Below are 21,674 nucleotides of genomic sequence, written 5' to 3' on the forward strand. Positions count from 1 at the left end.
GAGGCGGCCTTCGCTCATTTGAAGCTTTGAAGGGCGGGCGCCGGCTGCGCCGTGTGGCCCTAGCCGATCTTGCGGGCTGCGCGGCGCTTGCTCAGTTCGTCGTCCGGAAAGGTCTGGTCGCTCGCGTGCTCACTGGGCAGGGAGGCCAGGCTGCCTTCAACCTCACGCCAGACCCGCCCCACGGCAATGCCAAACACGCCCTGACCGCCCTGGACGAGGTCGATCACCTCGTCTGCGGAGGTGCATTCATAAACGCTGGCACCGTCGCTCATGAGGGTGATCTGCGCCAGGTCCTCGACGCCGCGCTCCCGCAGGTGCTCCACTGCGGAGCGGATTTGCTGGAGCGACACACCTGTATCCAGGAGGCGCTTAACCACCTTCAGGACAAGGATGTCGCGGAAGCCGTACAAGCGCTGGGATCCTGAGCCCGCGGCGCCGCGTACAGCGGGTTCGACCAGGCCCGTCCGGGCCCAGTAGTCCAACTGCCGGTACGTTATGCCTGCCGCCTTGCAGGCTGTGGGGCCACGATAGCCGGCGTCCTCGTCAAGGACGGGGAGGTCCTCAGTGAAGAGAAGGCCCTGAGCACCGCTTGCAGGCACAGCTACGCCGGCCGTCGAGGGCTGCTTCAGCTCGCCTGCTTCGCCTTTCGGACTCACGTGGATCCTCCTTGTCATGAGCTCCCTTGAGGAAGTTGCTGCAACAGCTCCTACAGGCATGAGGATCAGAATGAAAACTCACGCATGTAATTTGGCCGGAGTAGCACTTTCCAGTGTGACTTGCGCGGCTGTTGTATGCAATGGGAACTTGGTACCTTCGACGTTAGGCCCGCCGCGGCCCAAGGTCAAAGACGTTCGGGTCATTCACGGGGCGTGTCGAAAGTTTCACCCTCAACTTTAACCTTAACGTGACCTTAGCCGTCGAAGTCTTCCGGTTCCACGTCGTCCAGGAACTCCCTGAACCTGCGCAGTTCACGTTCTTCATCCACGGTGGGACCGGGCTCGGTGTCCTCACCTTCGTCGTGTTCGGTGATTCTCACCCCGGCCTCGTCCATCACCGAATCCGCACACCAGATCCGGCATTTGGCGCGCAGCGCAATGGCCAGCGCATCCGAGGCCCGTGAACTGACGGTCGCGCCATTCTCAAACTGGAGCTGCCCGTAGAAGATGTTGTCTTCCACCGCCACGATATTGACGCTGACCACGGAGTGCCCGAGCGTCTCCACCACGTCCACTAGGAGGTCGTGGGTCATGGGCCGGGGCGGCACCACGCCCTGCTGTGCCAGGGCGATCGCGCTGGCTTCCGGTGTCCCGATCCAGATGGGTACATGGCGTTCCCCGTGGATCTCCCGGAGAAGCACAAGGGGCTGGTTGGAGGGCAGCTCGATCCGGACGCCCACAATCTCGACTTCGATCATCAGATCTCCATCCGTGAAATACGGTCCTGGACCAGAGCCCGGTGCAGGGTCAGGCAGAGGTCGCTGATTTCACGGGCCGCCTCTGCGGCCCGCGCCTGCGAGGCGGCGTCCTTGCGTGACGTCAGCGTGGCAACAGCCCGTTCCACCAGGCCGAATTCGCGCTCGGCCGCAGCCTGGAAGGGACGCAGGTGCCGGGGCTCAAGCCCGTGACCTTCGAGCTGGACGCAGGCGCGCGCGACCTGCAATGCGTGTTCGTCAAACTTGCCGTTGGTGTGGCCGATCAGCCCGTAACTCAGCAGAGACTGCAGCAGCGGGACGCTTGCCCCGGACTCGGCGCGCAGTTGTTCCTCGCTGAGCTTGCGGGCCCTGTTTTGCAGCTCTGCCGCGAGCTCGTCGGAGACGATCCGTGGAGAGACAGTCACTCCTGGCGGGAGGTTCTCCGGCCGTTCCCCGCGGTCAATGGCGTCAAGGTAGTCCTTGATCACCTTCAGCGGCAGGTATTGGTCACGCTGGAGGGACAGGACGAACCGCAGCCGCTCGACGTCGCCGTCGGAGTACTGCCGGTAGCCTGCCGGCGTGCGCCGGGGATTGATGAGTCCTTTTTCCTCAAGGAACCTGATTTTCGACGCCGTCATGCTGGGGAAGTCGTCGCTCAGCTGAGCGAGGACCTCCCCGATGTTCAGGACCAGGGGTCCGCGGCGCTCCGGTTGTGCCATTGCCACAGGCAGCCGCTCCGAATCAGACGCGTCCTGCTGCGCGGGCAGGGCTCAAGTAGAAGGTGAGTCGGAATTTGCCGATCTGGACTTCGTTTCCGGACTTCAGTTCCACGCTGTCCACGCGGTCGTGGTTGACGTACGTGCCGTTAAGGCTGCCGGTGTCCACAACTTCGAAGCTGCGTGCCGTGCGGCGGAATTCAACGTGGCGGCGGGAGACAGTGACATCGTCGAGGAAGATGTCTGCGTCCGGGTGCCGCCCGGCTGTGGTGACGTCGGAGTCAAGCAGGAAACGGGCGCCCGAGTTGGGCCCGCTGTGTGCGACCAGCAGTGCGGAACCGGAGGGCAGCGCTTCAACAGCAGCCCGTTCCTCCGGCGAAAGCTTGGGTACGATGGTCGGCTCATCGTGAACTGGAGTGAGGTTGATCGAGGTTGTCTCCGAAGCCCTGCCCACGCCCGTGCCGTAATCACCGTTGGTGTGGTTCTGTTCGCCGCCAACCATGGATTTCTCCTCCTTCGTTGCAGATGTCCCCCTGCAATCAACGCATACCGTCCGGAAATGCCTGGCAGATCCGGTTTCCGCCCGCTGTCCGGGCCACTGGAATCCAATGGCCCGTCAGCGCGAACGGTTAGCTTTAGCCTACCTGTTGTTCGTACTCCGATGCACTGAGCAGGGAGTCCACTGCATCCGCTTCCGCCAGCTTGACCTCGATGAGCCAGCCGTCGCCGTAGGGATCGGAGTTAATGAGGGCTGAATCAGTGTCCAGGGCTTCGTTGCGGGCCACGATTTCACCGGACACCGGGGCGTAGATATCGCTGACGCTCTTGGTGGACTCGACCTCACCCACGACGTCGTTCGCGGTGACGGTGGTTCCGACCTCCGGCATCTGCGCGTAGACGACGTCCCCGAGCGCGTCCTGGGCGAAGTCAGTGATCCCCACCCGGACCACGCCATCGGCGTTCGGCACGGACACCCACTCATGTTCGGCGGTGTAGGACAGATCAGAGGGAATGTTGCTCATCAGGGGCCTTTCATCGGGTCAATCACCAATGTCAACGGAGGCGTAAGGAACAAGCCACCGCTGAAAGTATAGGCATACCTGCCCGGCCGCAGACGGCTCCGGGGCACTGACAGCGCCGCACGGGTGTGCCACAGTGGGGGCATGCCAGAACTACCCGAAGTGGCCGGCCTGAGCAGTTTCCTCGGCACACATTTGCACGGCACAGTGCTGATGAAGCTCCAAGTCCTCTCCGTGGCCGTGTTAAAGACGGCTGATCCGCCCTACACCGCCCTCGAGGGCCGCACCGTGACGGGAGTCCGGCGCTTCGGAAAATTCATCAGCCTGGACGCCGAGGGCCTGCACCTCGTTTTCCATCTCGCCCGGGCCGGCTGGGTCCGCTATACGGAATCACCGTCATCAGCGCCGCTCCGTCCGGGTAAGGGGCCCATTGCTGCCAGGCTGGGCTTCGAAGGAGCGGACCAACAGCACATCGGAGTCGATCTGACGGAAGCGGGCACCAAAAAGAGCCTTGCCGTCTATGTGGTGGCGGATCCCCTCGATGTTCCGGGCATCGCCGCCCTCGGACCCGATCCGCTGGACCCTGGGTTCAGCCTCGGACAGTTCGCGGAGATACTCGCGTCCAGTCCGCACCAGATCAAGGGCGTGCTCCGAAGCCAGAGAGTGATGGCCGGAATCGGAAACGCCTACAGCGACGAGATCCTCCACGCTGCAAAGATCTCCCCTTTCGCCATGGCCACCGCCCTGCACCAGGACAGCGTCCGGATCCTCTATGACTCCATCCACAGCGTCCTGGGGGCGGCCGTGAAAGAGGCACTGGGAAAGGCGCCGGCAGACCTCAAGGATGCCAAGCGCGGCGCCATGCGCGTACACGGGCGCACCGGGCTGCCGTGCCCCGTCTGCGGCGACACCGTGCGTGAAGTCTCCTTCGCGGATACCGCGCTCCAGTACTGTCCCACCTGCCAGACCAGCGGCAAGATCCTGGCCGACCGCAGGCTGTCCCGCTTGCTGAAATAGGGGGCTTTCAAGTAGGCCATCTTCGGACAACGAAAAACCCCGCCACCCGGAAGGTTGGCGGGGTTTTGCTTTGGTCGGGCTGACAGGATTTGAACCTGCGACCCCTTGACCCCCAGTCAAGTGCGCTACCAAGCTGCGCTACAGCCCGTCAGTCCTGCCGTTCTCCGCTTCAGTGATATTCAGAAGAATTTCACCTAAGCAGTCCGGCCGAACCACCTCCAAAAGCTTACACGATTCCGGAGGGTGCCCGTGACATTTTCACCCGCCACGGGCCCGGTGTGTCCTAATTAACGCTTCTTGCCCCGTTTTTCGCGAACACGCATGTTCACTTCGATGGGCGTGCCCTCGAATCCGAACGTTTCGCGCAGCCGGCGGGTGATGAACCGGCGGTAGCCCGGATCCAGGAAGCCTGTGGTGAACAGGACGAACTTCGGCGGGCGGCTGGAGGCCTGGGTGCCGAAGAGGATCCTTGGCTGTTTGCCGCCGCGGACGGGGTGCGGGTGCGCGGCCACAAGTTCGCCCAGGAAGGCATTGAGCCGCCCGGTGGGGATCCGCTTGTCCCAGTTCTCGAGCGCCAGATCCAGCGCGGGCACAAGGCGGTCCTTGTGCCAGCCGGTCTTGGCCGAGATGTTGACGCGCGGAGCCCACTCAACATGGGCCAGGTCCTGCTCGATTTCACGCTCCAGGTAGCGGCGCCGTTCGTCGTCCAGCAGGTCCCACTTGTTGAACGCGAGCACCAGCGCACGTCCGGATTCGATGGCCAGCTGGAGGATGCGCACATCCTGCTCGCTCAGCACCTCGTCAACGGCCAGAAGCACGACGGCGACCTCCGCCTTTTCGAGCGCGCTCTGCGTACGCAGGGAGGCGTAGAAGTCGGCGCCCTGAGCCATGTGCTGGCGCCGCCGGATACCGGCGGTATCGACGAAACGCCACGTCCGGTCGCCCAGTTCGATGAATTCATCCACCGGGTCACGGGTGGTGCCGGCGGTGTTGTCCACCACCACGCGCTCGGATCCTGCGAGCTTGTTGAGCAGGGAGGACTTGCCAACATTGGGCCGGCCGATCAAAGCCACGCGGCGCGGGCCCCCGGAGCGTTCCAGGCCCTCGATGGTAGAGAATTCCGGAAGCGTGTCCATGACGTGGTCAAGGAGGTCAGCAACGCCGCGGCCGTGGAGGGCCGAGACAGGGTACGGCTCGCCGAAGCCGAGCCCCCACAGCGTGGCTGAGTCTGCCTCCTGGGCAAAGTCATCAACCTTGTTGGCCACCATGATGACCGGCTTCTTGCTCCTGCGCAGCATCTTCATGACGCCCTCATCCGTGGCAGTCGCGCCCACGGCGGAGTCAACCACGAACAGCACGGCGTCGGCCAACTCCACGGCCATTTCGGCCTGTTCCGCCACCCGGGCGTGGATGCCGCGGGCATCGTGCTCCCAGCCGCCGGTGTCCACCACGGTGAAGTTACGGCCGTTCCAGTGGGCGGCGTACATCACGCGGTCGCGGGTCACGCCAGGGGTATCCTCCACGACGGCCTCGCGGCGGCCCAGGATACGGTTCACGAGCGTGGACTTTCCCACGTTCGGGCGGCCAATGATCGCCAGAACGGGATCCAGCTTGACCGGACCTTCAAGGTCCTCGTCGTCATAGCGTCCGCTCAGGAGGGCGGCGTCTTCCTCGTCGAGTTCGTAGTCGTCCAGCCCGGCACGGAGCGAGGCCGCGCGGAGCTCTGCCTCATCATCGTCCAGGGCGGCAAGATGCTCAGCCACCTGGTCGGTGCCGGTGGGCGTGTATTCGTCTTCGCCGGCGCCGGAGCGGCCGGAAGTTTGAGTCGTATCGCTCATTGCACTTTCCTTAGTGGTGATCTGCCGGCAACCCGGCTACTGCGTTGGAACGTTCTTGCGGGAAATCCGCGTCGGGCAAAGCCTGCCCGCTTGTCTGTATGGTGTCTTGGACGTGTTTCGCCAGCGCAGCGCGGATTTCCATTCCCGCCCTGTCCATTGAAGCACGGCCCGTCTCGCCGGGGTTCCGGCTGACGGCGATGGCCGCACCAAAGCTGACGTGCAGCCTGCGGCCGGGGCGTGGAATGGTATCCAGGTGCTCGCCGCCCTGCCTCGTGCCCAGGATGGCCACCGGGACCACCGTTGCCTCCGAGTTCAGGGCGAGCCAGGCCACTCCGTTGCTGATGCCGGTAGCCTTGCCGCTCCCCCGGGTGCCTTCGGGCAGGATCCCGACGCAACGGCCGGCGTCGAGCACTGCCTTGCTGAGCTGCAGTGCGGCCCGGTCACCGGAGCGGTCCACGGGAAGCTGGCCCGAAGCCCGCAGCACCCGTCCCAGGAATCCCTTGAACATCTCCTGTTTGACGAGGATGTGCATGGCGCGCGGAGAAGCTCCGAACATGACGGGGCCGTCCAGGAAGCTGATGTGGTTGCCGGCGAATATCACCGGGCCCTGGACCGGAACGTTGGAGCGGCCGGTGACGGTGGTCCGGTAGACAGCGTGGTCCAGCAGCCAGCCCACGGCGCGGCTCCAGCCTGTGGTCCAGCGGGCCGGAATGCTGACGGCGCCCTGCGCGGCGTTACTCATGATTGATGACCTTGGTGACGATCCGCAGTGCCGCGGTTACGGTCTCCTCGAAGTCCAACTCGGACGAATCGAGAGTGACCACGCCATCCGCCGCCTGGGTGAAGTTCACCACTGTCGAATCCTTGGCGTCCCGTTGGGTCACCTGTGCTGCCAGTTCTTCCGCGCTTTGGGTGCCGCCCAGCTGGATTCCCCGCCGCCGCAGGCGCGCCTCTTCACTGGCGGTGAGCAGCATGCGCACCTGGGCGCCGGGCACGACGACGGTGGTGATGTCCCTGCCTTCCACCACCATGCGGCGGTGGTGCTTTTCGATCAGCGCACGCTGCCGGCGGATCAGTTCCGTCCGGGCTCCGAGGGTGGTGGCCACGGCGCTGACAGCCGACGAGATCGCAGGTTCCCGGATTGCTTCGGTGACATCGGTGCCGGCCACCCGCACATACTCTTCATGCGGTGTGGTGCTGATGTCGAGCGGCAGCTCTTCGGCGGCAAGCTCCACGGCAGAGGCGTCAGTAAGGTCGGTTCCGCGGTCGAGGCAGAACCAGGTCAGGGCACGGTACATGGCGCCAGTGTCGAGGTAGGCGAGGCTGAGGCGGCGGGCCACTTCCTTGCTGACGCTGGACTTCCCGGAGCCCGAAGGACCGTCGATGGCCACCACGAGCGGCCGACCGAGCCGGAGGGCAGGCAACGTGTCGATAAGTTCCTGTGTCATCACTGCAGTACCCGCCATCCACGGTCGTTGAGGGCCTCAATGAGGAGGTCGTGCCTGTTGGGCAGCACGGACAGCTCCACCATGCCGACATTCTGTCCGGATGAGTGGTCCAGGCGGAGGTCCTCGACGTTGACGCCGATCTCTCCGATTTCTGTCAGCAGCCGGGCGATCTGCCCGGGCCGGTCATCCACCAGCACGGTCAGCCACGAGTATGCCTGCGCCGGACCGCCGTGCTTGCCCGGGATCCTTGACTGGCCGGCGTTGCCTTCACTGATCAGCTGGGCAAGGTCGAGGCGGGCACCCGGGGCTTCCGGATCCTCCAGCGTGCCGATGAGCCTGTTCAGGTCTTCCCGGACGCTGTGCAGGATCTCCACAACCTTGCCCGCGTTGAACCCAAGAATCTGGACCCACAGTGTGGGGTCGCTGGCAGCAATCCGGGTCGTATCGCGGAGGCCGTTACCGGCCAGCGACAGCGCATGCAGCGGCGTGCCCTGCAGCCTGCTGGCCAGCAGGGATGACATCACTTGTGGCAGGTGCGATACCAGTGCTACGGCTTCGTCGTGTTCCTCGGCCGTGAACTGGGACACGACGGCGCCGAGGTCAACGGCCAGGGCCCGTGCTGCCTGCAGCGCCGGGGCTGACGTTTCCTCAGCCGGGCAGAGCACCCACGGCATGGACGTGAAGAGCTCGCCGCGGGCAGCAACTGGCCCGGACTTTTCGCGTCCGGCCATGGGATGGGTGCCGACATAGCGGCCCAGGTCCACGCCGCGGCGGCGCAACTCGCCCTGGATGCCGGCCTTGACGCTGGCAATGTCCAGCACGGTGGCATCCRGGTAGTCGGACAGCGCACGTTCCACGACGTCCGCTGTCACGTCCGGCGGGGAAGCCACCACAACCAGCTCAGGCTGCTCCCCGCCCAGCGCTGCCAGGGGCAGCCCGGCGCCGATGTCCACGGCGACGGCCTGGTTGGTGGGCGATGGGTCAGACAGGTAAACGGCCACGCCGCGGCCACGAAGGCCCAGGCCGATACTCGTGCCGAGCAGGCCCGTGCCGATGACAACGACCGGGCCGTTCAGGTGCCCTCGGCCGTGAGTACGGAATGCCGACATGCCCTAGAGCCCTACGGATGCCAGCAGGTGGCCGACTTCCTGCTTGCCGAGGTTGCGGATGCTTCCCTGGCGCTGGTCGCCCAGCCCGATCGGTCCAACCTTGACACGCACCAGGCGCAGCACGGGGAATCCGACGGCGTCGAAAAGCCTGCGCACAATCCGGTTCTTGCCTGAGTGCAGCACCACTTCGATCAGCACGTGGCCCGGAGTGGAGTCGACCAGCTTGAAGGAATCAACGGAGGCGAATCCGTCTTCGAGTTCCACACCGGCCTTCAGCTGTGCGCCGATCCCCTGCGGGAACGGGCCGCGGACCTGGACGAGGTATGTCTTGGGGACCTCATACGACGGGTGCGTCAGGCGGTTGGCGAGTTCGCCGTCGTTTGTCAGCAGCAGCAGCCCTTCGGTGGCGACGTCGAGACGTCCAACGTGGAAGAGCCGTTCGCCGTGGGTGTTGCGGACAAAGTCGCTGATGCACGGGCGGCCGTCGGGATCCTCCATGGTGGAGACGACACCCTTGGGCTTGTTGAACACCATGTAGACCATGTCTTCGTCCAGCTGGATGCGGAGGCCGTCAACGTGGATCACGGCGGTCGTCGGATCGACGCGGACACCGAGTTCAGTGACGACCTGGCCGTCGACTTCGACACGGCCCTCGGCGATCATCTCTTCGCACACGCGCCGCGAAGCCACCCCGGCCTGGGCCATGACCTTCTGCAGGCGGACGCCGTCGGAGTCGTGCAGTTCGGACTGCGGCACGGGGCCGCTGGGGCCGCGCTTGCGCGAAGGTTTGCGGACGGCGCCGAGGTTCTGGCCGAACCGTTCGCCGCCGAACGCCCGCGTACCGAAGGTCTTGGCTGCAGCGGACCGCGGCTTGGGCTTGAGCGCGCCGGGAGTGCCGGGCGTCTTTCCTGCCCCGGGCTTGCGAGCTCCGGGCTTGCGGGCCGATGACTTGGCGCCGGACTTCCAGTCCCCGGTGGCCGGCCGGGCAGCCTGACCGGCGGGTGCCTCGTCTGGATCGACGAAGCGCTCCTCGCGGGGCTTCGGCGCCTTGTGCGGACGGTCGCCGAACGGCCGGTCTCCGCCCTTGGAAAAATCGCGCTGCCCTGAGCCGAAGCCTGCGCCGCGCTGGCCTGCAGGGCCGGCCTGCCCTGCGCCGCGCGCTGAATTGCGTTCCGGACCTTTACGTCCTGAACTGTTACGTGGTGAACCCTGGCGTCCCGCCTGTGTCATGACCCGTCCTTCGTTGTGTTGACCGGCAACGGTTGTCCAAGGACAACACTAGCCAGCCGTGCAGATTAAATCTGCCCCTATAAATACTGTCGCGCAGGCCCGATGGCCTACATTCTTCCGGCGTCGTAGAACTCTTCGATTCCTTCCAGCCCCGGAAGGTGCGGCGAAATCTGAGGCAACTCAGCCACCGAGCCGATTCCCATGCGTTCAAGGAAATACGACGTCGTGCGGTACAGGACGGCGCCCGACTCCGGATCTGTTCCGGAATCCTCGATCAGTCCGCGCTGGGTCAGCGTCCGCACGACAGAGTCAACGTTAACTCCCCGAATTGCAGACACCCTGGCCCTGGAAACGGGTTGCCTGTAGGCGATGACGGCGAGCGTTTCAAGCGCGGCCTGGGTCAGTCTGGCTGTCTGGCTCTCAAGGACGAAGGCACCGACAATGTCGGCGAATTCGGCCCGTGAGTAGATGCGCCAGCCACCGGCAACATTCCGCAATTCAAAGCCCCGGGGGCTGGAGGTAAAGCCAGCTTCTCTGGCGATTTCCATATCCGGGGCTTTAACAGTATAGCCGTCATACTCGCGCTGCAGTTCCAGCAGCAGCAGCTCGACGGCATCCACCGTCAGGTTCAGCCCGGCTGCCAGGTCCGTGGCTGAGGCGGGCTGGTCCAGCACCATGAGCACGGCCTCCAGGGCAGACCGGGCACCACCGGGAAGCCCGGAGACGTCAAGGCCGTCGTCGGGAGAAGGTTCCTGGTGGGTGTTCCTCACGGCTGTTCCTCATATTCTTCGCTCAGATGATCGCTGCTCCACCCGGCGCCCGGCGCAGTCCAGCGGACGGTCAGGTCACCGAGCGGGGCAAGCTGGTTGAAGGCCACTACCTGGTCCCGGAAGAGTTCCAACAGGGCCAGGAACCGCGCAACCACCATGAGGGTGGACTCGGCATCCGCGATCAGCGCCCGGAAGGACAGGGGTTTTCCCTGCTGCAGGCGAAGCCCGATCAGCTCCGCCTGTTCCCTGACACTGACAGGACTGCCGTGGAGGTGCGCCAGCCCCACTTCGGTCGGCTCAGGAGTTTTTGGTTTCACGGCTGCTTCGGCAAGCGCGGCGAACTGCTGCGGCGTGTACTTCCAGACAAGCTCCGGAAGCATGGCGGCAAAGTGCTCTTCCAGCGCCACCTGACGCGGGTACCGACGCGACTCCAGCTCAAGTGTGGTGTCCATTAGCGCAGCCACCTGCTTGAACGCCTTGTATTGCAGCAGCCGGGCAAAAAGCAGGTCCCGGGCCTCCAGGAGCGCTATGTCCTCATCGTCCTCGACTTCGCCCGCGGGGAGCAGCCGGGCGGCCTTTAGGTCCAGGAGTGTGGCGGCGATGACGAGGAACTCGCTGGCCTCGTCGAGGGCCCACTCCTCCCCCAGTTGCTGCAGGTTCCGGATGTACTTGATGAACTCATCGGTCACAGTGGCAAGCGCCACCTCGGTGATGTCGAGCTGATGCTTGGAGATCAGGGCAAGCAGGAGGTCGAAGGGGCCGGTGAAGTTCGCCAGCCGCACTTCAAAGCCGGATTTCCGCACTTCCGGCGGGGTCCCGCCGTCGTCCGCGTCCGCCTGCTGGCCGCCCTGCGCGAGCGGCGTTGCCGACTCAGCCGTCATCCAGGCTAGGGCGCGCCGCCGCGCGAGATAAGTTCCTTGGCGAGGCGGCGGTAGGCGTCGGCACCGATGTGGTTGCCGGCGTAGCTTGTAATCGGTTCGGCGGCCACCGTGGCGTCGGCGAACTTGATGGAACGCTTGATGACGGTTTCGAAGACTTTGTCCCCGAAGGCCTCCACGAGGCGGGTGATGACTTCGCGGCTGTGCAGGGTGCGGGCGTCGTACATGGTGGCGAGCACGCCGTCCACCTGCAGCCGCGGGTTGAGGCGGTCCTGGACCTTGTCGATGGTTTCCACGAGCAGCGCCACGGCCCTGAGGGCAAAGAATTCGCAGATCAGGGGAATGATGACGCCGTGGGCGGCGGTGAGGGCGTTGACCGTGAGCAGGCCGAGGGAAGGCTGGCAGTCGATCAGGACGATGTCGTAGTCGTCCTCGACCTTTTTCAGCGCGCGGTCCAGGACCTGTTCGCGGGCGACCTCGTTGACCAGCTGGACCTCCGCAGCGGACAGATCGATGTTGGCCGGGAGAAGGTCAACGTTCTCGACGCCGGTCTGGTGGATGGCATCGCGGATGTCCACCTTCCGGTCCATCAGGACGTTGTAGACGGTGAGGTCCAGTTCATGCGGGTTGACGCCGAGCCCGGCGGACAGTGCGCCCTGGGGGTCGAAGTCCACCAGCAGCACGCGGCGGCCGTACTCTGCCAGCGCGGCCGCAAGGTTGATGGTGGACGTGGTTTTGCCCACGCCGCCCTTCTGGTTGACCATGGCAATCACGCGGGCCGGTCCATGGGAGGACAGCGGCGCGGGCTCCGGAAATTCGCGGTAGGGACGTCCTGTGGGACCCATCACGGCGTCTTCCAGGTCGAGTTCCGTGCCTTCCAGAGTTGCTGAACCCTGTTCGCTGCTCACGTATCTATCCACACTTTCGATGACGGTGATGTTTCTGCGCCTGACTGTCGAGCGCCCATGCTTCTTCCACCCAAGGCTACAGCGCCCGACACGGCATTCCGTGGAACTTGACTTTTGATGGCGCTTGAGCCTTTACCTTGTACCTGAGGTAGAAGGTTGCCCCGCCCCCGGCCTCCCGGGCAAATGAGAACCGCCCGCACAGGCTACGCCTGTGCGGGCGGCGGTCCGGCGCATCGGCGCCGGGATTGTTTGTGTCAGGCCTTGGCCGGAACAGCCTGTGCCGGGGTTTCCACCATGCCATGGTGGTCGGCCATCATGGTCTGCTCGTTGAACGGCTCCTCGCCGGAGAGCACGCGGTCCACCTGTTCGCCGTCAATTTCCTTGACCCAGGTGCCGATCAGGACGGTCGCCACGGCGTTGCCAGTGAAGTTCGTCAGGGCACGGGCCTCGGACATGAACCGGTCGATGCCCACGATCATGCCGACGCCGCCGAGGAGTTCCGGCCTGTGAGCCTGGAGACCAGCGGCCAGCGTGGCAAGGCCGGCACCGGTAACGCCGGCTGCGCCCTTGGAAGCGATGATCATGAAGATCAGCAGCGAGATCTGGGACCCCAGGTCCAGCGGAGTTCCCATCGCGTTGGCCACGAACAGTGACGCCATGGTCAGGTAAATGGCGGTGCCGTCCAGGTTGAACGAGTAGCCCGTGGGCACGGTGACGCCGACAACCGGCTTGGAGACACCCAAGTGCTCCATCTTGGCGATCAGGCGGGGCAGCGCGGCCTCGGAGGACGAGGTGGAGAAGATCAGCAGATATTCACGTGCAAGGTACTTCATGAGCTTGAAAATGCTCACCCCGGCCACCACCTGCAGCAGGCCGCCGAGGATCACGACGATGAAGAGTGCGCAGGTGATGTAGAAGGCGACCATGAGGGTGAACATGCTCACGATGGCCTGGAAGCCCGTGGCGCCGACGACTGCGGCGATGGCACCGAACGCGCCGACCGGGGCGAGCCACATGATCATTATCAGGATCCGGAAGACAACTGCCTGGCCGAGACCGATTGCCTTGAGGATCGGGGCGCCCTGCGGGCCCATCTTCTGGAGGGCGAAGCCCACGAGGATCGCGGCGAGCAGCGTGGGAAGCACGGGGACGTCACTGGGAATGATGCCCAGCAGGAAGTCCACGGTGCTGTCCGTTGCGGCCTTCTTGTTGGGATCGTAGGGGGCAAGTTCCAGTCCCTCACCGGGGTGGATGATGTTGCCCACCACGAGGCCGATCGCCAGGGCGAATGTGGACATCACCACGAAGTAGCCGAGGGCCAGGCCGCCCACCTTGCCGACAGTGGCTGCCTTGGCGATGGAGCCGATGCCCAGCACGATGGTGCAGAAGATGATGGGGGCGATCATCATTTTGATGAGCTTGATGAAGCCGTCACCCAGCGGCTTCAGGGATTTGCCGACCTCCGGGAACAGCAGTCCGACGACTGCGCCCAGGATGACGGCGGCGATGACGGCGATGTAGAGGTAGTGGGACTTGTCGAGTCCCTTGCGCGCGGCTTTGGCCGGCGCAGCCGACTCTCCTCGTTGAGAAGCCATGGTGTCTCTCCTTATGGATAATCTGGAAGACGCTTCGGCTCAGCCTCTGGGCTCTTCGCGTCGGTCCTTTGTGATTTCCATCATTGGGCATGGCGTGACCTGGCTCACCGTTGCGTTCATATTGGTCATAGGAGGTGTTGTGATCCACCGTTGGAGCATTGCAAGGCGGCTGTTCGTCGCGAATCTGTTGTTCGTGCTGGCGCTTACGGCAATCGTGGGCACGGCCGCCTTCGTGGACGCCCGTGACCGCACCTACGACGAGGCCGGACGCCGGATGACGGCCGTGGCTGTCTCCATTGCCGACAACCCGCTGGTGCTCCAGGCCGCTGCCTCCAGTGACCCCTCGGCCACGCTTCAGCCGTATGCACGCCGGGTGATGGGTGACGCGCGCGCCGATTTCATCACCATCATGGCGCCGGACCGGACCCGGTGGACGCACCCCCTGGACGAGGAGCTGGGCCAGCCCTATATCGGCTCGATCTCCGAAGCCCTCGACGGGCGCGTGTTCACGGAAATCACGGCCGGAACCCTTGGCCCCTCCGTGCGAACCATCGCGCCAGTCAAGGACGCCAGCGGCTCGGTGAAGGCGCTGGTCGCCGCCGGCGTGACCGTAAGGAACATTGACGTCGCGGTGGCGGGCAGAATTCCGGCCTTGCTGGTCATCGCAGGCGGCCTCCTGCTGGGCGGATCGCTGACGTCCTGGCTGCTCGGACGTTATCTTCGACGCGTAACGCGCGGCTGGGGCCCGGAGCAACTTGCCCAACTCTTTGCGTATTACGAATCAGTACTCCATTCGGTCCGCGAAGGCGTCATCCTGATCGACCCCAGGGGAAGGGTGGTGATGTACAACGACCAGGCTGCTGAGCTGCTGGGACTGGCGCCGCGGGGATCCGGCGGCGACCAGGCGGACGCGCCGTTCCTCGCGGACCTCCCGCTGGCACCGAGCCTGAAAAACCTGTTCGATTCGGGACGCACGGCCCTCGACGAGATCCACCTGACGGACTCCGGCGTTCTCGTCGTGAACCAGGGTCCGGCTGTGGGACCGGACTCCCCTGCCGGACGGCAACGCCCTGCGGTCTTCGGAACAGTGGCCACGATCCGTGACCGCACGGAAATCGAGTCCCTGGGCACTGAGCTTGAGAGCATGCGGACTCTCTCGGGTGCGCTCCGTGCGCAGACCCATGAGCACGCGAACAGACTGCACACCATGGTTTCCCTGCTGGAACTGGGCAGAACAGGTGAGGCACTGGAGTTCGCGACGAAGGACCTGGAGCTGAGCCAGCAGTTGACGGATGACATGGTCAGTTCGGTCCAGGAGCCGGTGCTGAGCGCCTTAGTGATGGGCAAGGCTGCGGAAGCCCATGAACGGGGGGTCGAGCTCGTGGTGGATGCCTCAGGTCCGGCCCTCACCGGCGGACTGGCGGTCCAGGACCTCGTCACAGTCCTGGGCAACCTGCTGGACAACGCCATTGACGCTGCCGCCGACGCCCCGGCACCGAAACGCGTGACACTGACCGTCGATTCGGGCAGCGGCGGACTGGATATCACCGTCCAGGACTCCGGCAAGGGCATCGACCCGAAGTCCGTGGACGACGTGTTCCGCTACGGATTCAGCACGAAGAAGGCCGGGCCTTTCGGGCGGGGCCTCGGGCTGGCGCTGGTCAAGCAGGCTGTCCAGCGCCTTGCAGGTACGATGACCATCACCAACGCCGGCGGCACCAACGGCGGCGCATGCTTCCATATCGTGCTCCCAGCAGCCGTCCCGCCACGTCTCCCGGAGGAGCAAGAGTGACAGACATCCGAGTCCTCGTCGTCGAGGACGAACCCGTAGCAGCGGCGGCGCACGCCGCCTACGTGGGCAGGCTTGCCGGGTTCAGTCTTGCGGGCACGGCACCGGACGGACAGTCCGCGCTGCGGATGCTCACGGAATTCGCGGCCGCCGGCAGCCAAGTGGAGCTGGTCCTGCTGGATATGAACCTGCCGGACCTCCACGGCCTGGATATTGCCCGGCGCATGCGCTCTGCGGGCCACTTCGCAGACATCATCGCCATCACCGCGGTCCGGGAGCTCGCGATCGTGCGCAGCGCCGTCTCAATCGGGGTGGTGCAGTACCTCATCAAGCCATTCACGTTTGCCACCTTCGCGGACAAGCTGGACAGCTACCGGCAATTCCGCGAGCAGTTGGCCTCGCCCGAATCCGGCTCGGCCAAAGTGGGCGCATCCCAGAGCGACGTGGACCAGGCCTTCGCGAGCCTCAGGGCGCCGTCAGAGTTGCCGCTTCCGAAGGGCCTGGCCCACTCCACCCTTGATGCCGTCCGCGACTTCATGAAGCAGCAGCCGGGGGCGGTCTCGGCCACCGAAGTCATGGCGGCGCTCGGCATGTCGCGGGTCACCGCCCGGCGCTACCTGGAGTACCTCGCCGACGCCGGCGCGGTCTCCCGGACGGCCCGGTACGGGGCGCCTGGCCGCCCGGAAAACGAGTACCGCTGGTCCCGCGCCTGACGGAGCAGGTTCCGACAAGCTCAACCGGCGCCGTTGGCGTCCGCCGGCCGCAGGGCTGCCATCAGCTGGTCCAGCACCCCGGCGTCCTCGATGGTGGAGGGAACAACGTACTCCTCGCCGTCGGCGATTTGCCGCATGGTCTTGCGCAGGATCTTCCCCGACCGGGTCTTGGGCAGCGCCTCCACCACCGCGACGTTCTTGAAATCGGCCACCGCCCCGATTTCCCGCCGGACGAGCGCGATGAGCTCCCGTTCGAGAACCGGCACCGACAGGTCCACGCCCGACTTCAGCACCACGTATCCGCTGGCACGCTGGCCCTTCAGCGGATCGGCGACGCCGATGACGGCGCATTCGGCCACCGCAGGGTGCTGTCCGATGGCCTGCTCCATGGAGCCGGTGGACAGCCTGTGTCCGGCGACGTTGATGACGTCATCGGTCCGCCCCATCACGAAGAGATACCCGTCCCCGTCGCGGTAACCCGAGTCGCCGGTGGCATAGCAGCCCTCGAATGCCTGGAGGTACGACGAGATGTACCGGTCGTCGTCGCCCCACAGCGTCGTCAGGGTGCCCGGGGGCAACGGAAGCCTAAGCACGATGTTTCCTTCGGTTCCGGCGTCGACTTCCGCGCCGGAACTGTCCACGATGCCAAGGTTGAAGCCTGGCATCGCCACCGTGGGTGAGCCCGGCTTGATGGGGAGGGAGTCCAGTCCGCGCGGGTTTGCGCAAATGGCCCAGCCCGTTTCCGTCTGCCACCAGTGGTCCACCACAGGCACCCCCAGGATACGCGCAGCCCAGTGATAGGTGTCGGTGTCCAGGCGCTCGCCGGCGGCGAACAGGGTCTTCAGGCTGGAGGTGTCGTAGCGGGCCAGCAGCGCGGCCTCAGGATCCGCCTTGCGGATGGCACGCAGGGCGGTGGGCGCGGTGAAGAGAACATTGACCTTGTAGTCCTCGATAACCCGCCAGAACGCGCCGGCATCGGGAGTCCCCACCGGTTTGCCCTCGTACAGAACGGTTGTGGCGCCGGCCAGGAGCGGGCCGTACACAATGTAGGAATGTCCCACGACCCAGCCGACGTCGGACGCCGTCCACATCACGTCACCGGGCCCGACGTCGTAAATGTTTTCCATGGTCCAGCCGAGGGCCACTGCGTGGCCGCCGTTGTCCCGGACCACTCCCTTGGGGCTTCCCGTAGTGCCTGAGGTGTACAGGATGTAGAGCGGATCCGTGGCGCTGACATCCACCGGCGCAGCGGCTGCTGCCCCGGCCATTTGCTCGTCCCAGTCCAGCCAGCCAGCGAAGTCGGCGCGTTGAGCCGCGAAGCCGTCCCGTTCCTTGACCAGGACCCGGGTGCCTTCCGCGCCTGCGAGCGCGAGGGCCTCCGCCACTGCGGGCAGGTACTCCACGCGGCGGGACGGCTCGATTCCGCCGGAGGCGGTTACCACGGCCATGGGGGCGGCGTCGCAGATGCGCGCGGCCAGTTCCTTGGGCGCGAACCCGCCGAACACCACGGAATGGATGGCACCGAGACGCGCGGTTGCCAGCATGGCGATGGCTGCTTCGGGAATCATGGGCATGTAGATCACCACCCGGTCCCCCTTGCCCACGCCCTGCGCCCTCAGGACCCCGGCGAACCTGGCCACGAGATCGGTGAGCTCCGCGTAGCTGTACCGTTGCTTGGCGCCAAGCACGGCGGAGTCGTAGATCAGTGCGTCCTGGTCTCCGCGGCCCGCCTGGACGTGCCGGTCCAGCGCATTGAAGGCTGTGTTAAGGACGCCGTCCGGGTACCAGCTATAGAGCGGAGCACGGGCGCTGTCCACGGCCTGGTGCGGAGCCTGCGACCAGGACACCCGCCCTGCGGCCTCCAGCCAGAATTTGTCGGGCGTGGTGAGGCTGCGGTCGTAGGCGTCGCGGTAGCTGTTGGTGACCATGAAGAGTTCCTGTCCACTACGTTGTGTTGCGCCCATGCTATCCCCGACACAGGTCCGCAAACAAGGGCTGTGTATACATAACGGATGATCTTCTGCCATTTTCACCAAATTACTGGGCTGGATGGGGTTTTATGTATACACTCAACAGGACTACCAACGAAGGGAGGCCGGATGCGCGCCAGCGACAGAGCCTATGCGGCACTGCGCGACGACATCATCGAATGGCGCCTCCGCCCCGGTACCGTCCTCGCTGAAGTCGAGCAGTCCGAACGCCTCGGCGTCTCGCGGACACCGCTGCGGGAAGCGCTGAGCCGCCTCACCGCGGAAGGGCTCACGACGACGGCCGGCGGCCGCGGCGTCGTCGTCACCGACATCTCACTGGAGGACATCGACGAACTGTTCGAACTCCGCGAAACGCTCGAAGGAAAGGCCGCCGCTCTGGCGGCAGAGCGAGGTGATGCCGCCGTTTTCCTGCAGCTGCAGCGCGAGCTTCTCGAAGCGCCCGCACTCATTAGCGCCATTGATCCGGCCCGCCACGAGTACTACGAGCTCGTGGCCCGTCTCGATTCGGCGATCGACGCCGCCATTTCCAACTCCTACCTGGCGCAGGCCATGCGGAGCCTGCGCGTGCACCTGGTCCGGGTCCGCCGGCTCGCCGCCGACGACTACGCGCGGCTAACAGCCGCCGCTACCGAACACGCCGCCATCGCCGAGGCGATAGCAGCCGGCAACCCGCGACTTGCCCAGGCCGCCACCACCATGCACCTGCACCGCAGCCTCTCCCACGTCAAAGCCACCCATACACCTCAATAACAAGGAGCCCCCATGGTCAAGGAACACCACGTCCGCGTGTACAAAAGCGAGGAAAACCTCCCCCGGGAAGACCAGCTCGCCCATAAAATCGCCGTGGTGGCGGCCGACCCCGTGCCTGTCACGGACGACGTCACCGACATGGTGATCAACCGCATCATCGACAACGCCTCTGTAGCCATTGCCTCGCTGAACCGCGCCCCGATCATCGCCGCGCGGGCACAGGCCCTGACCCATGGCCCCTCGACCAACGGCAAGGGCTCGAAGGTCTTTGGCATCGGCGAGCGCGTTTCCCCCGAATGGGCCGCGTGGGCCAACGGCGTGGCTGTCCGGGAGCTGGATTACCACGACACCTTCCTGGCTGCCGACTACTCCCACCCCGGCGACAACATCCCGCCGATCCTCGCCGTCGCCCAGCACGTGGGCTCCAACGGAGCGGACCTGATCCGCGGGATTGCGACCGGCTACGAGGTCCAGGTCAATCTGGTCAAGGCCATCTGCCTGCACAAGCACAAGATCGACCACGTGGCGCATCTCGGCCCGTCCGCCGCTGCCGGCATCGGCACGTTGCTGGGGCTCGACGTCGAAACCATCTTCCAGTCAGTGGGGCAGGCGCTGCACACCACCACGGCAACGCGGCAGTCGCGCAAGGGCGAGATCTCCACCTGGAAGGCCCACGCCCCCGCGTTTGCCGGCAAGATGGCCGTCGAATCCGCGGACCGCGCCATGCGTGGCCAGACCTCCCCCGTGCCGATCTACGAAGGCGAAGACGGCGTCATCGCCTGGATGCTCGACGGCCCGGACGCCTCCTACAGCGTCCCGCTGCCCGAAGCCGGTGAGGCCAAGCGGGCCATCCTGGACACCTACACCAAGGAGCACTCCGCCGAATACCAGGCCCAGGCCTGGATCGACCTCGCCCGGAAACTCCACGGCGAACACCCCGAGGTCACCGACCCCGCAAACGTGAAGTCGGTCCTGATCAAGACCAGCCACCACACGCACTACGTGATCGGCTCCGGCGCGAACGATCCGCAGAAGTACAGCCCCACTGCCAGCCGCGAAACGCTGGACCACTCCATTCCTTACATCTTCACCGTTGCACTGCAGGACGGCGCCTGGCACCACGTGGACTCCTACGCCCCCGAACGCGCCGCCCGGCCCGACACCGTGGAGCTGTGGCACAAGGTCACCACGGTGGAGGATCCCGAATGGACCCGCCGGTACCACTCCCTGGACATCAACGAGAAGGCATTCGGCGGTTCCGTGGAGATCACGCTGGCCGACGGCACCGTCATCACCGACGAGATCGCCGTGGCGGACGCGCACCCACTGGGCGCCCGGCCGTTCGCCCGCAAGCAGTACGTGAACAAGTTCCGCACCCTCGCAGCCGGTTTGGTGGAGGACGAGGAGATCGAGCGGTTCCTCGACGCCGCTGCCCGGCTTCCGCAGCTGGCCGCCGGCGAGCTTGACCAGCTGAACATTACCGCCGCACCCGGCGTCATCGACTTCGCCGCCGCTCCGAAGGGGCTGTTCTAAGTGCTGTACTCCAAGGTCACACCGGAGCAGAAGCGGATCCGCTTCCGTGAACTGCTGGCTTCAGGGACCGTCCAGCAGTTCCCAGGCGCCTTCAATCCCCTTTCCGCCCGGCTGATCGAGGAGAAGGGCTTCGCCGGCGTGTACATCTCAGGCGCCGTGCTGGCCAACGACCTCGGACTGCCGGACATCGGGCTGACCACCCTCACTGAGGTTGCCACCCGGGCCGGGCAAATCGCCCGCATGACGGACCTGCCGGCCATCGTGGATGCCGATACCGGATTCGGCGAGCCGATGAACGTCGCCCGGAGCGTCCAGGAGCTGGAGAACGCCGGCCTGGCCGGCTGCCACATCGAGGACCAGTTCAACCCGAAGCGCTGCGGCCACCTGGACGGCAAGAACGTGGTGGACCTGGATACGGCCACCAAGCGCATCAGGGCCGCTGCGGACGCCCGGCGCGATGAGAACTTCCTGATAATGGCCCGCACGGACATCCGGGCGGTGGACGGGCTGGAGGCCGCCAAGGACCGTGCCCGCGCCCTGGTCGAGGCCGGCGCCGACGCCATCTTCCCGGAAGCGATGAAGGACCTGAGCGAATTCCAGGCCATTCGTGACGCGGTGGACGTGCCGATCCTGGCCAACATGACCGAGTTCGGGAAAAGCGCGCTGTTCACCGTGGACGAGTTGCAGGGTGTGGGCGTGAACATGGTGATATATCCGGTCACCCTGCTCCGTAGTGCCATGGGCGCTGCGGAGCGTACGCTGGAATCGATCAGGGCCGACGGAACGCAGGAGGCACAGGTAGGAAGCATGCTGACCCGCGTGCGGCTGTACGACCTCGTGGACTACGAGGCCTACAACCGCTTTGACACCGGCGTCTTCAATTTCCGGATCCCCGGAAGCGACTGACGCGCAACCCACACCCGGACCACCGGCCCCGGACGGCCGGTAAATCAGACGCA

General features: G+C 65.3%; 21 protein-coding genes and 1 tRNA gene. 6 read left to right on the top strand and 16 right to left on the bottom strand.

Translation table 11 applies throughout. The annotated features are described in order from the left end of the window. Nucleotides 1-59: 59 nt before the first annotated feature. From AC1D14_RS13460 to gcvH, 5 genes are all read right to left on the bottom strand, one after another. Complete coding sequence (locus AC1D14_RS13460) at nt 60-656, bottom strand: MerR family transcriptional regulator (protein ID WP_230117697.1); 597 nt, start codon at nt 654-656, stop codon at nt 60-62. Nucleotides 657-910: 254 nt separating this feature from the next. Next, on the bottom strand, nt 911-1,414 hold the full coding sequence (locus AC1D14_RS13465; RefSeq protein WP_230117698.1) for a bifunctional nuclease family protein: 504 nt from the start codon (nt 1,412-1,414) through the stop codon (nt 911-913). Further along, the gene (gene ftsR, locus AC1D14_RS13470) at nt 1,414-2,130 is read right to left on the bottom strand and encodes a transcriptional regulator FtsR (RefSeq protein WP_230117699.1); all 717 of its coding nucleotides are present in this window, start codon (nt 2,128-2,130) and stop codon (nt 1,414-1,416) included. Before ftsR ends, AC1D14_RS13465 begins: the two co-directional genes overlap by 1 nt. 22 nt (nt 2,131-2,152) lie before the next feature. Continuing rightward, a complete protein-coding gene (locus AC1D14_RS13475; RefSeq protein ID WP_230117700.1) occupies nt 2,153-2,629 on the bottom strand; it encodes an FHA domain-containing protein in 477 nt (158 codons plus the stop codon). A 133-nt stretch (nt 2,630-2,762) separates the two neighbouring features. Next, nucleotides 2,763-3,149 carry a glycine cleavage system protein GcvH gene (gene gcvH, locus AC1D14_RS13480; protein ID WP_230117701.1) on the bottom strand — a complete coding sequence of 129 codons (387 nt, stop codon included), beginning with the start codon at nt 3,147-3,149 and terminating at the stop codon, nt 2,763-2,765. 141 nt (nt 3,150-3,290) lie between these two features. On the opposite strand from gcvH, the gene AC1D14_RS13485 reads away from it, so the two are divergent. After that, nucleotides 3,291-4,163: an Fpg/Nei family DNA glycosylase gene (locus AC1D14_RS13485; protein ID WP_476876581.1), complete on the top strand. Its 873-nt coding sequence runs from the start codon at nt 3,291-3,293 to the stop codon at nt 4,161-4,163. A gap of 71 nt (nt 4,164-4,234) precedes the next feature. Here the strand turns inward: AC1D14_RS13485 and AC1D14_RS13490 are convergent. The 10 genes from AC1D14_RS13490 to AC1D14_RS13535 all read right to left on the bottom strand — a co-directional run bounded on the left by AC1D14_RS13490 (nt 4,235) and on the right by AC1D14_RS13535 (nt 13,939). Continuing rightward, nucleotides 4,235-4,311: transfer RNA gene (locus AC1D14_RS13490), tRNA-Pro, on the bottom strand. 139 nt (nt 4,312-4,450) lie between these two features. Further along, on the bottom strand, nt 4,451-6,001 hold the full coding sequence (gene der / locus AC1D14_RS13495) for a ribosome biogenesis GTPase Der (RefSeq protein WP_230117703.1): 1,551 nt from the start codon (nt 5,999-6,001) through the stop codon (nt 4,451-4,453). 10 nt (nt 6,002-6,011) lie between these two features. Continuing rightward, nucleotides 6,012-6,743: a lysophospholipid acyltransferase family protein gene (locus AC1D14_RS13500; RefSeq protein WP_230117704.1), complete on the bottom strand. Its 732-nt coding sequence runs from the start codon at nt 6,741-6,743 to the stop codon at nt 6,012-6,014. Next, nucleotides 6,736-7,449, bottom strand: a complete 714-nt coding sequence (gene cmk, locus AC1D14_RS13505; RefSeq protein WP_230117705.1) for a (d)CMP kinase — start codon at nt 7,447-7,449, stop codon at nt 6,736-6,738. Before cmk ends, AC1D14_RS13500 begins: the two co-directional genes overlap by 8 nt. Beyond that, nucleotides 7,449-8,558 carry a prephenate dehydrogenase gene (locus AC1D14_RS13510; protein WP_476968633.1) on the bottom strand — a complete coding sequence of 370 codons (1,110 nt, stop codon included), beginning with the start codon at nt 8,556-8,558 and terminating at the stop codon, nt 7,449-7,451. Before AC1D14_RS13510 ends, cmk begins: the two co-directional genes overlap by 1 nt. Nucleotides 8,559-8,561: 3 nt before the next feature. Continuing rightward, nucleotides 8,562-9,788 carry a pseudouridine synthase gene (locus AC1D14_RS13515; RefSeq protein WP_230117707.1) on the bottom strand — a complete coding sequence of 409 codons (1,227 nt, stop codon included), beginning with the start codon at nt 9,786-9,788 and terminating at the stop codon, nt 8,562-8,564. Between the two features lie 107 nt (nt 9,789-9,895). Continuing rightward, nucleotides 9,896-10,558: an SMC-Scp complex subunit ScpB gene (gene scpB, locus AC1D14_RS13520; protein WP_476968634.1), complete on the bottom strand. Its 663-nt coding sequence runs from the start codon at nt 10,556-10,558 to the stop codon at nt 9,896-9,898. After that, nucleotides 10,555-11,439 carry a segregation and condensation protein A gene (locus AC1D14_RS13525; protein ID WP_476882019.1) on the bottom strand — a complete coding sequence of 295 codons (885 nt, stop codon included), beginning with the start codon at nt 11,437-11,439 and terminating at the stop codon, nt 10,555-10,557. Before AC1D14_RS13525 ends, scpB begins: the two co-directional genes overlap by 4 nt. Before the next feature lie 5 nt (nt 11,440-11,444). Next, a complete protein-coding gene (locus tag AC1D14_RS13530; RefSeq protein ID WP_230117709.1) occupies nt 11,445-12,344 on the bottom strand; it encodes a ParA family protein in 900 nt (299 codons plus the stop codon). Nucleotides 12,345-12,598: 254 nt separating this feature from the next. After that, nucleotides 12,599-13,939: a cation:dicarboxylate symporter family transporter gene (locus AC1D14_RS13535; protein ID WP_476876575.1), complete on the bottom strand. Its 1,341-nt coding sequence runs from the start codon at nt 13,937-13,939 to the stop codon at nt 12,599-12,601. A gap of 139 nt (nt 13,940-14,078) precedes the next feature. On the opposite strand from AC1D14_RS13535, the gene AC1D14_RS13540 reads away from it, so the two are divergent. Together AC1D14_RS13540 and AC1D14_RS13545 are read left to right on the top strand one after the other, a co-directional pair. After that, nucleotides 14,079-15,731, top strand: coding sequence for a sensor histidine kinase (locus tag AC1D14_RS13540; protein WP_230117711.1), 1,653 nt, complete (start codon nt 14,079-14,081; stop codon nt 15,729-15,731). Continuing rightward, nucleotides 15,728-16,441 carry a response regulator gene (locus tag AC1D14_RS13545; protein WP_230117712.1) on the top strand — a complete coding sequence of 238 codons (714 nt, stop codon included), beginning with the start codon at nt 15,728-15,730 and terminating at the stop codon, nt 16,439-16,441. The genes AC1D14_RS13540 and AC1D14_RS13545 overlap by 4 nt, the downstream gene beginning before the upstream one ends. 20 nt (nt 16,442-16,461) lie before the next feature. Here AC1D14_RS13545 and AC1D14_RS13550 read toward each other — a convergent pair whose 3' ends face one another. Continuing rightward, nucleotides 16,462-18,369 carry an AMP-binding protein gene (locus AC1D14_RS13550; protein WP_230117713.1) on the bottom strand — a complete coding sequence of 636 codons (1,908 nt, stop codon included), beginning with the start codon at nt 18,367-18,369 and terminating at the stop codon, nt 16,462-16,464. 171 nt (nt 18,370-18,540) lie between these two features. On the opposite strand from AC1D14_RS13550, the gene AC1D14_RS13555 reads away from it, so the two are divergent. The 3 genes from AC1D14_RS13555 to prpB are packed head-to-tail and all read left to right on the top strand — an operon-like array spanning nt 18,541 to nt 21,621. Further along, nucleotides 18,541-19,182: a GntR family transcriptional regulator gene (locus AC1D14_RS13555; protein ID WP_476968635.1), complete on the top strand. Its 642-nt coding sequence runs from the start codon at nt 18,541-18,543 to the stop codon at nt 19,180-19,182. Nucleotides 19,183-19,194: 12 nt separating this feature from the next. After that, on the top strand, nt 19,195-20,715 hold the full coding sequence (locus AC1D14_RS13560) for an MmgE/PrpD family protein (protein ID WP_476968636.1): 1,521 nt from the start codon (nt 19,195-19,197) through the stop codon (nt 20,713-20,715). Continuing rightward, on the top strand, nt 20,716-21,621 hold the full coding sequence (gene prpB, locus AC1D14_RS13565) for a methylisocitrate lyase (RefSeq protein ID WP_476968637.1): 906 nt from the start codon (nt 20,716-20,718) through the stop codon (nt 21,619-21,621). The last annotated feature ends 53 nt before the right edge of the window (nt 21,622-21,674 follow it).

It is taken from the genome of Arthrobacter sp. P1_B11 (genome assembly GCF_056406715.1).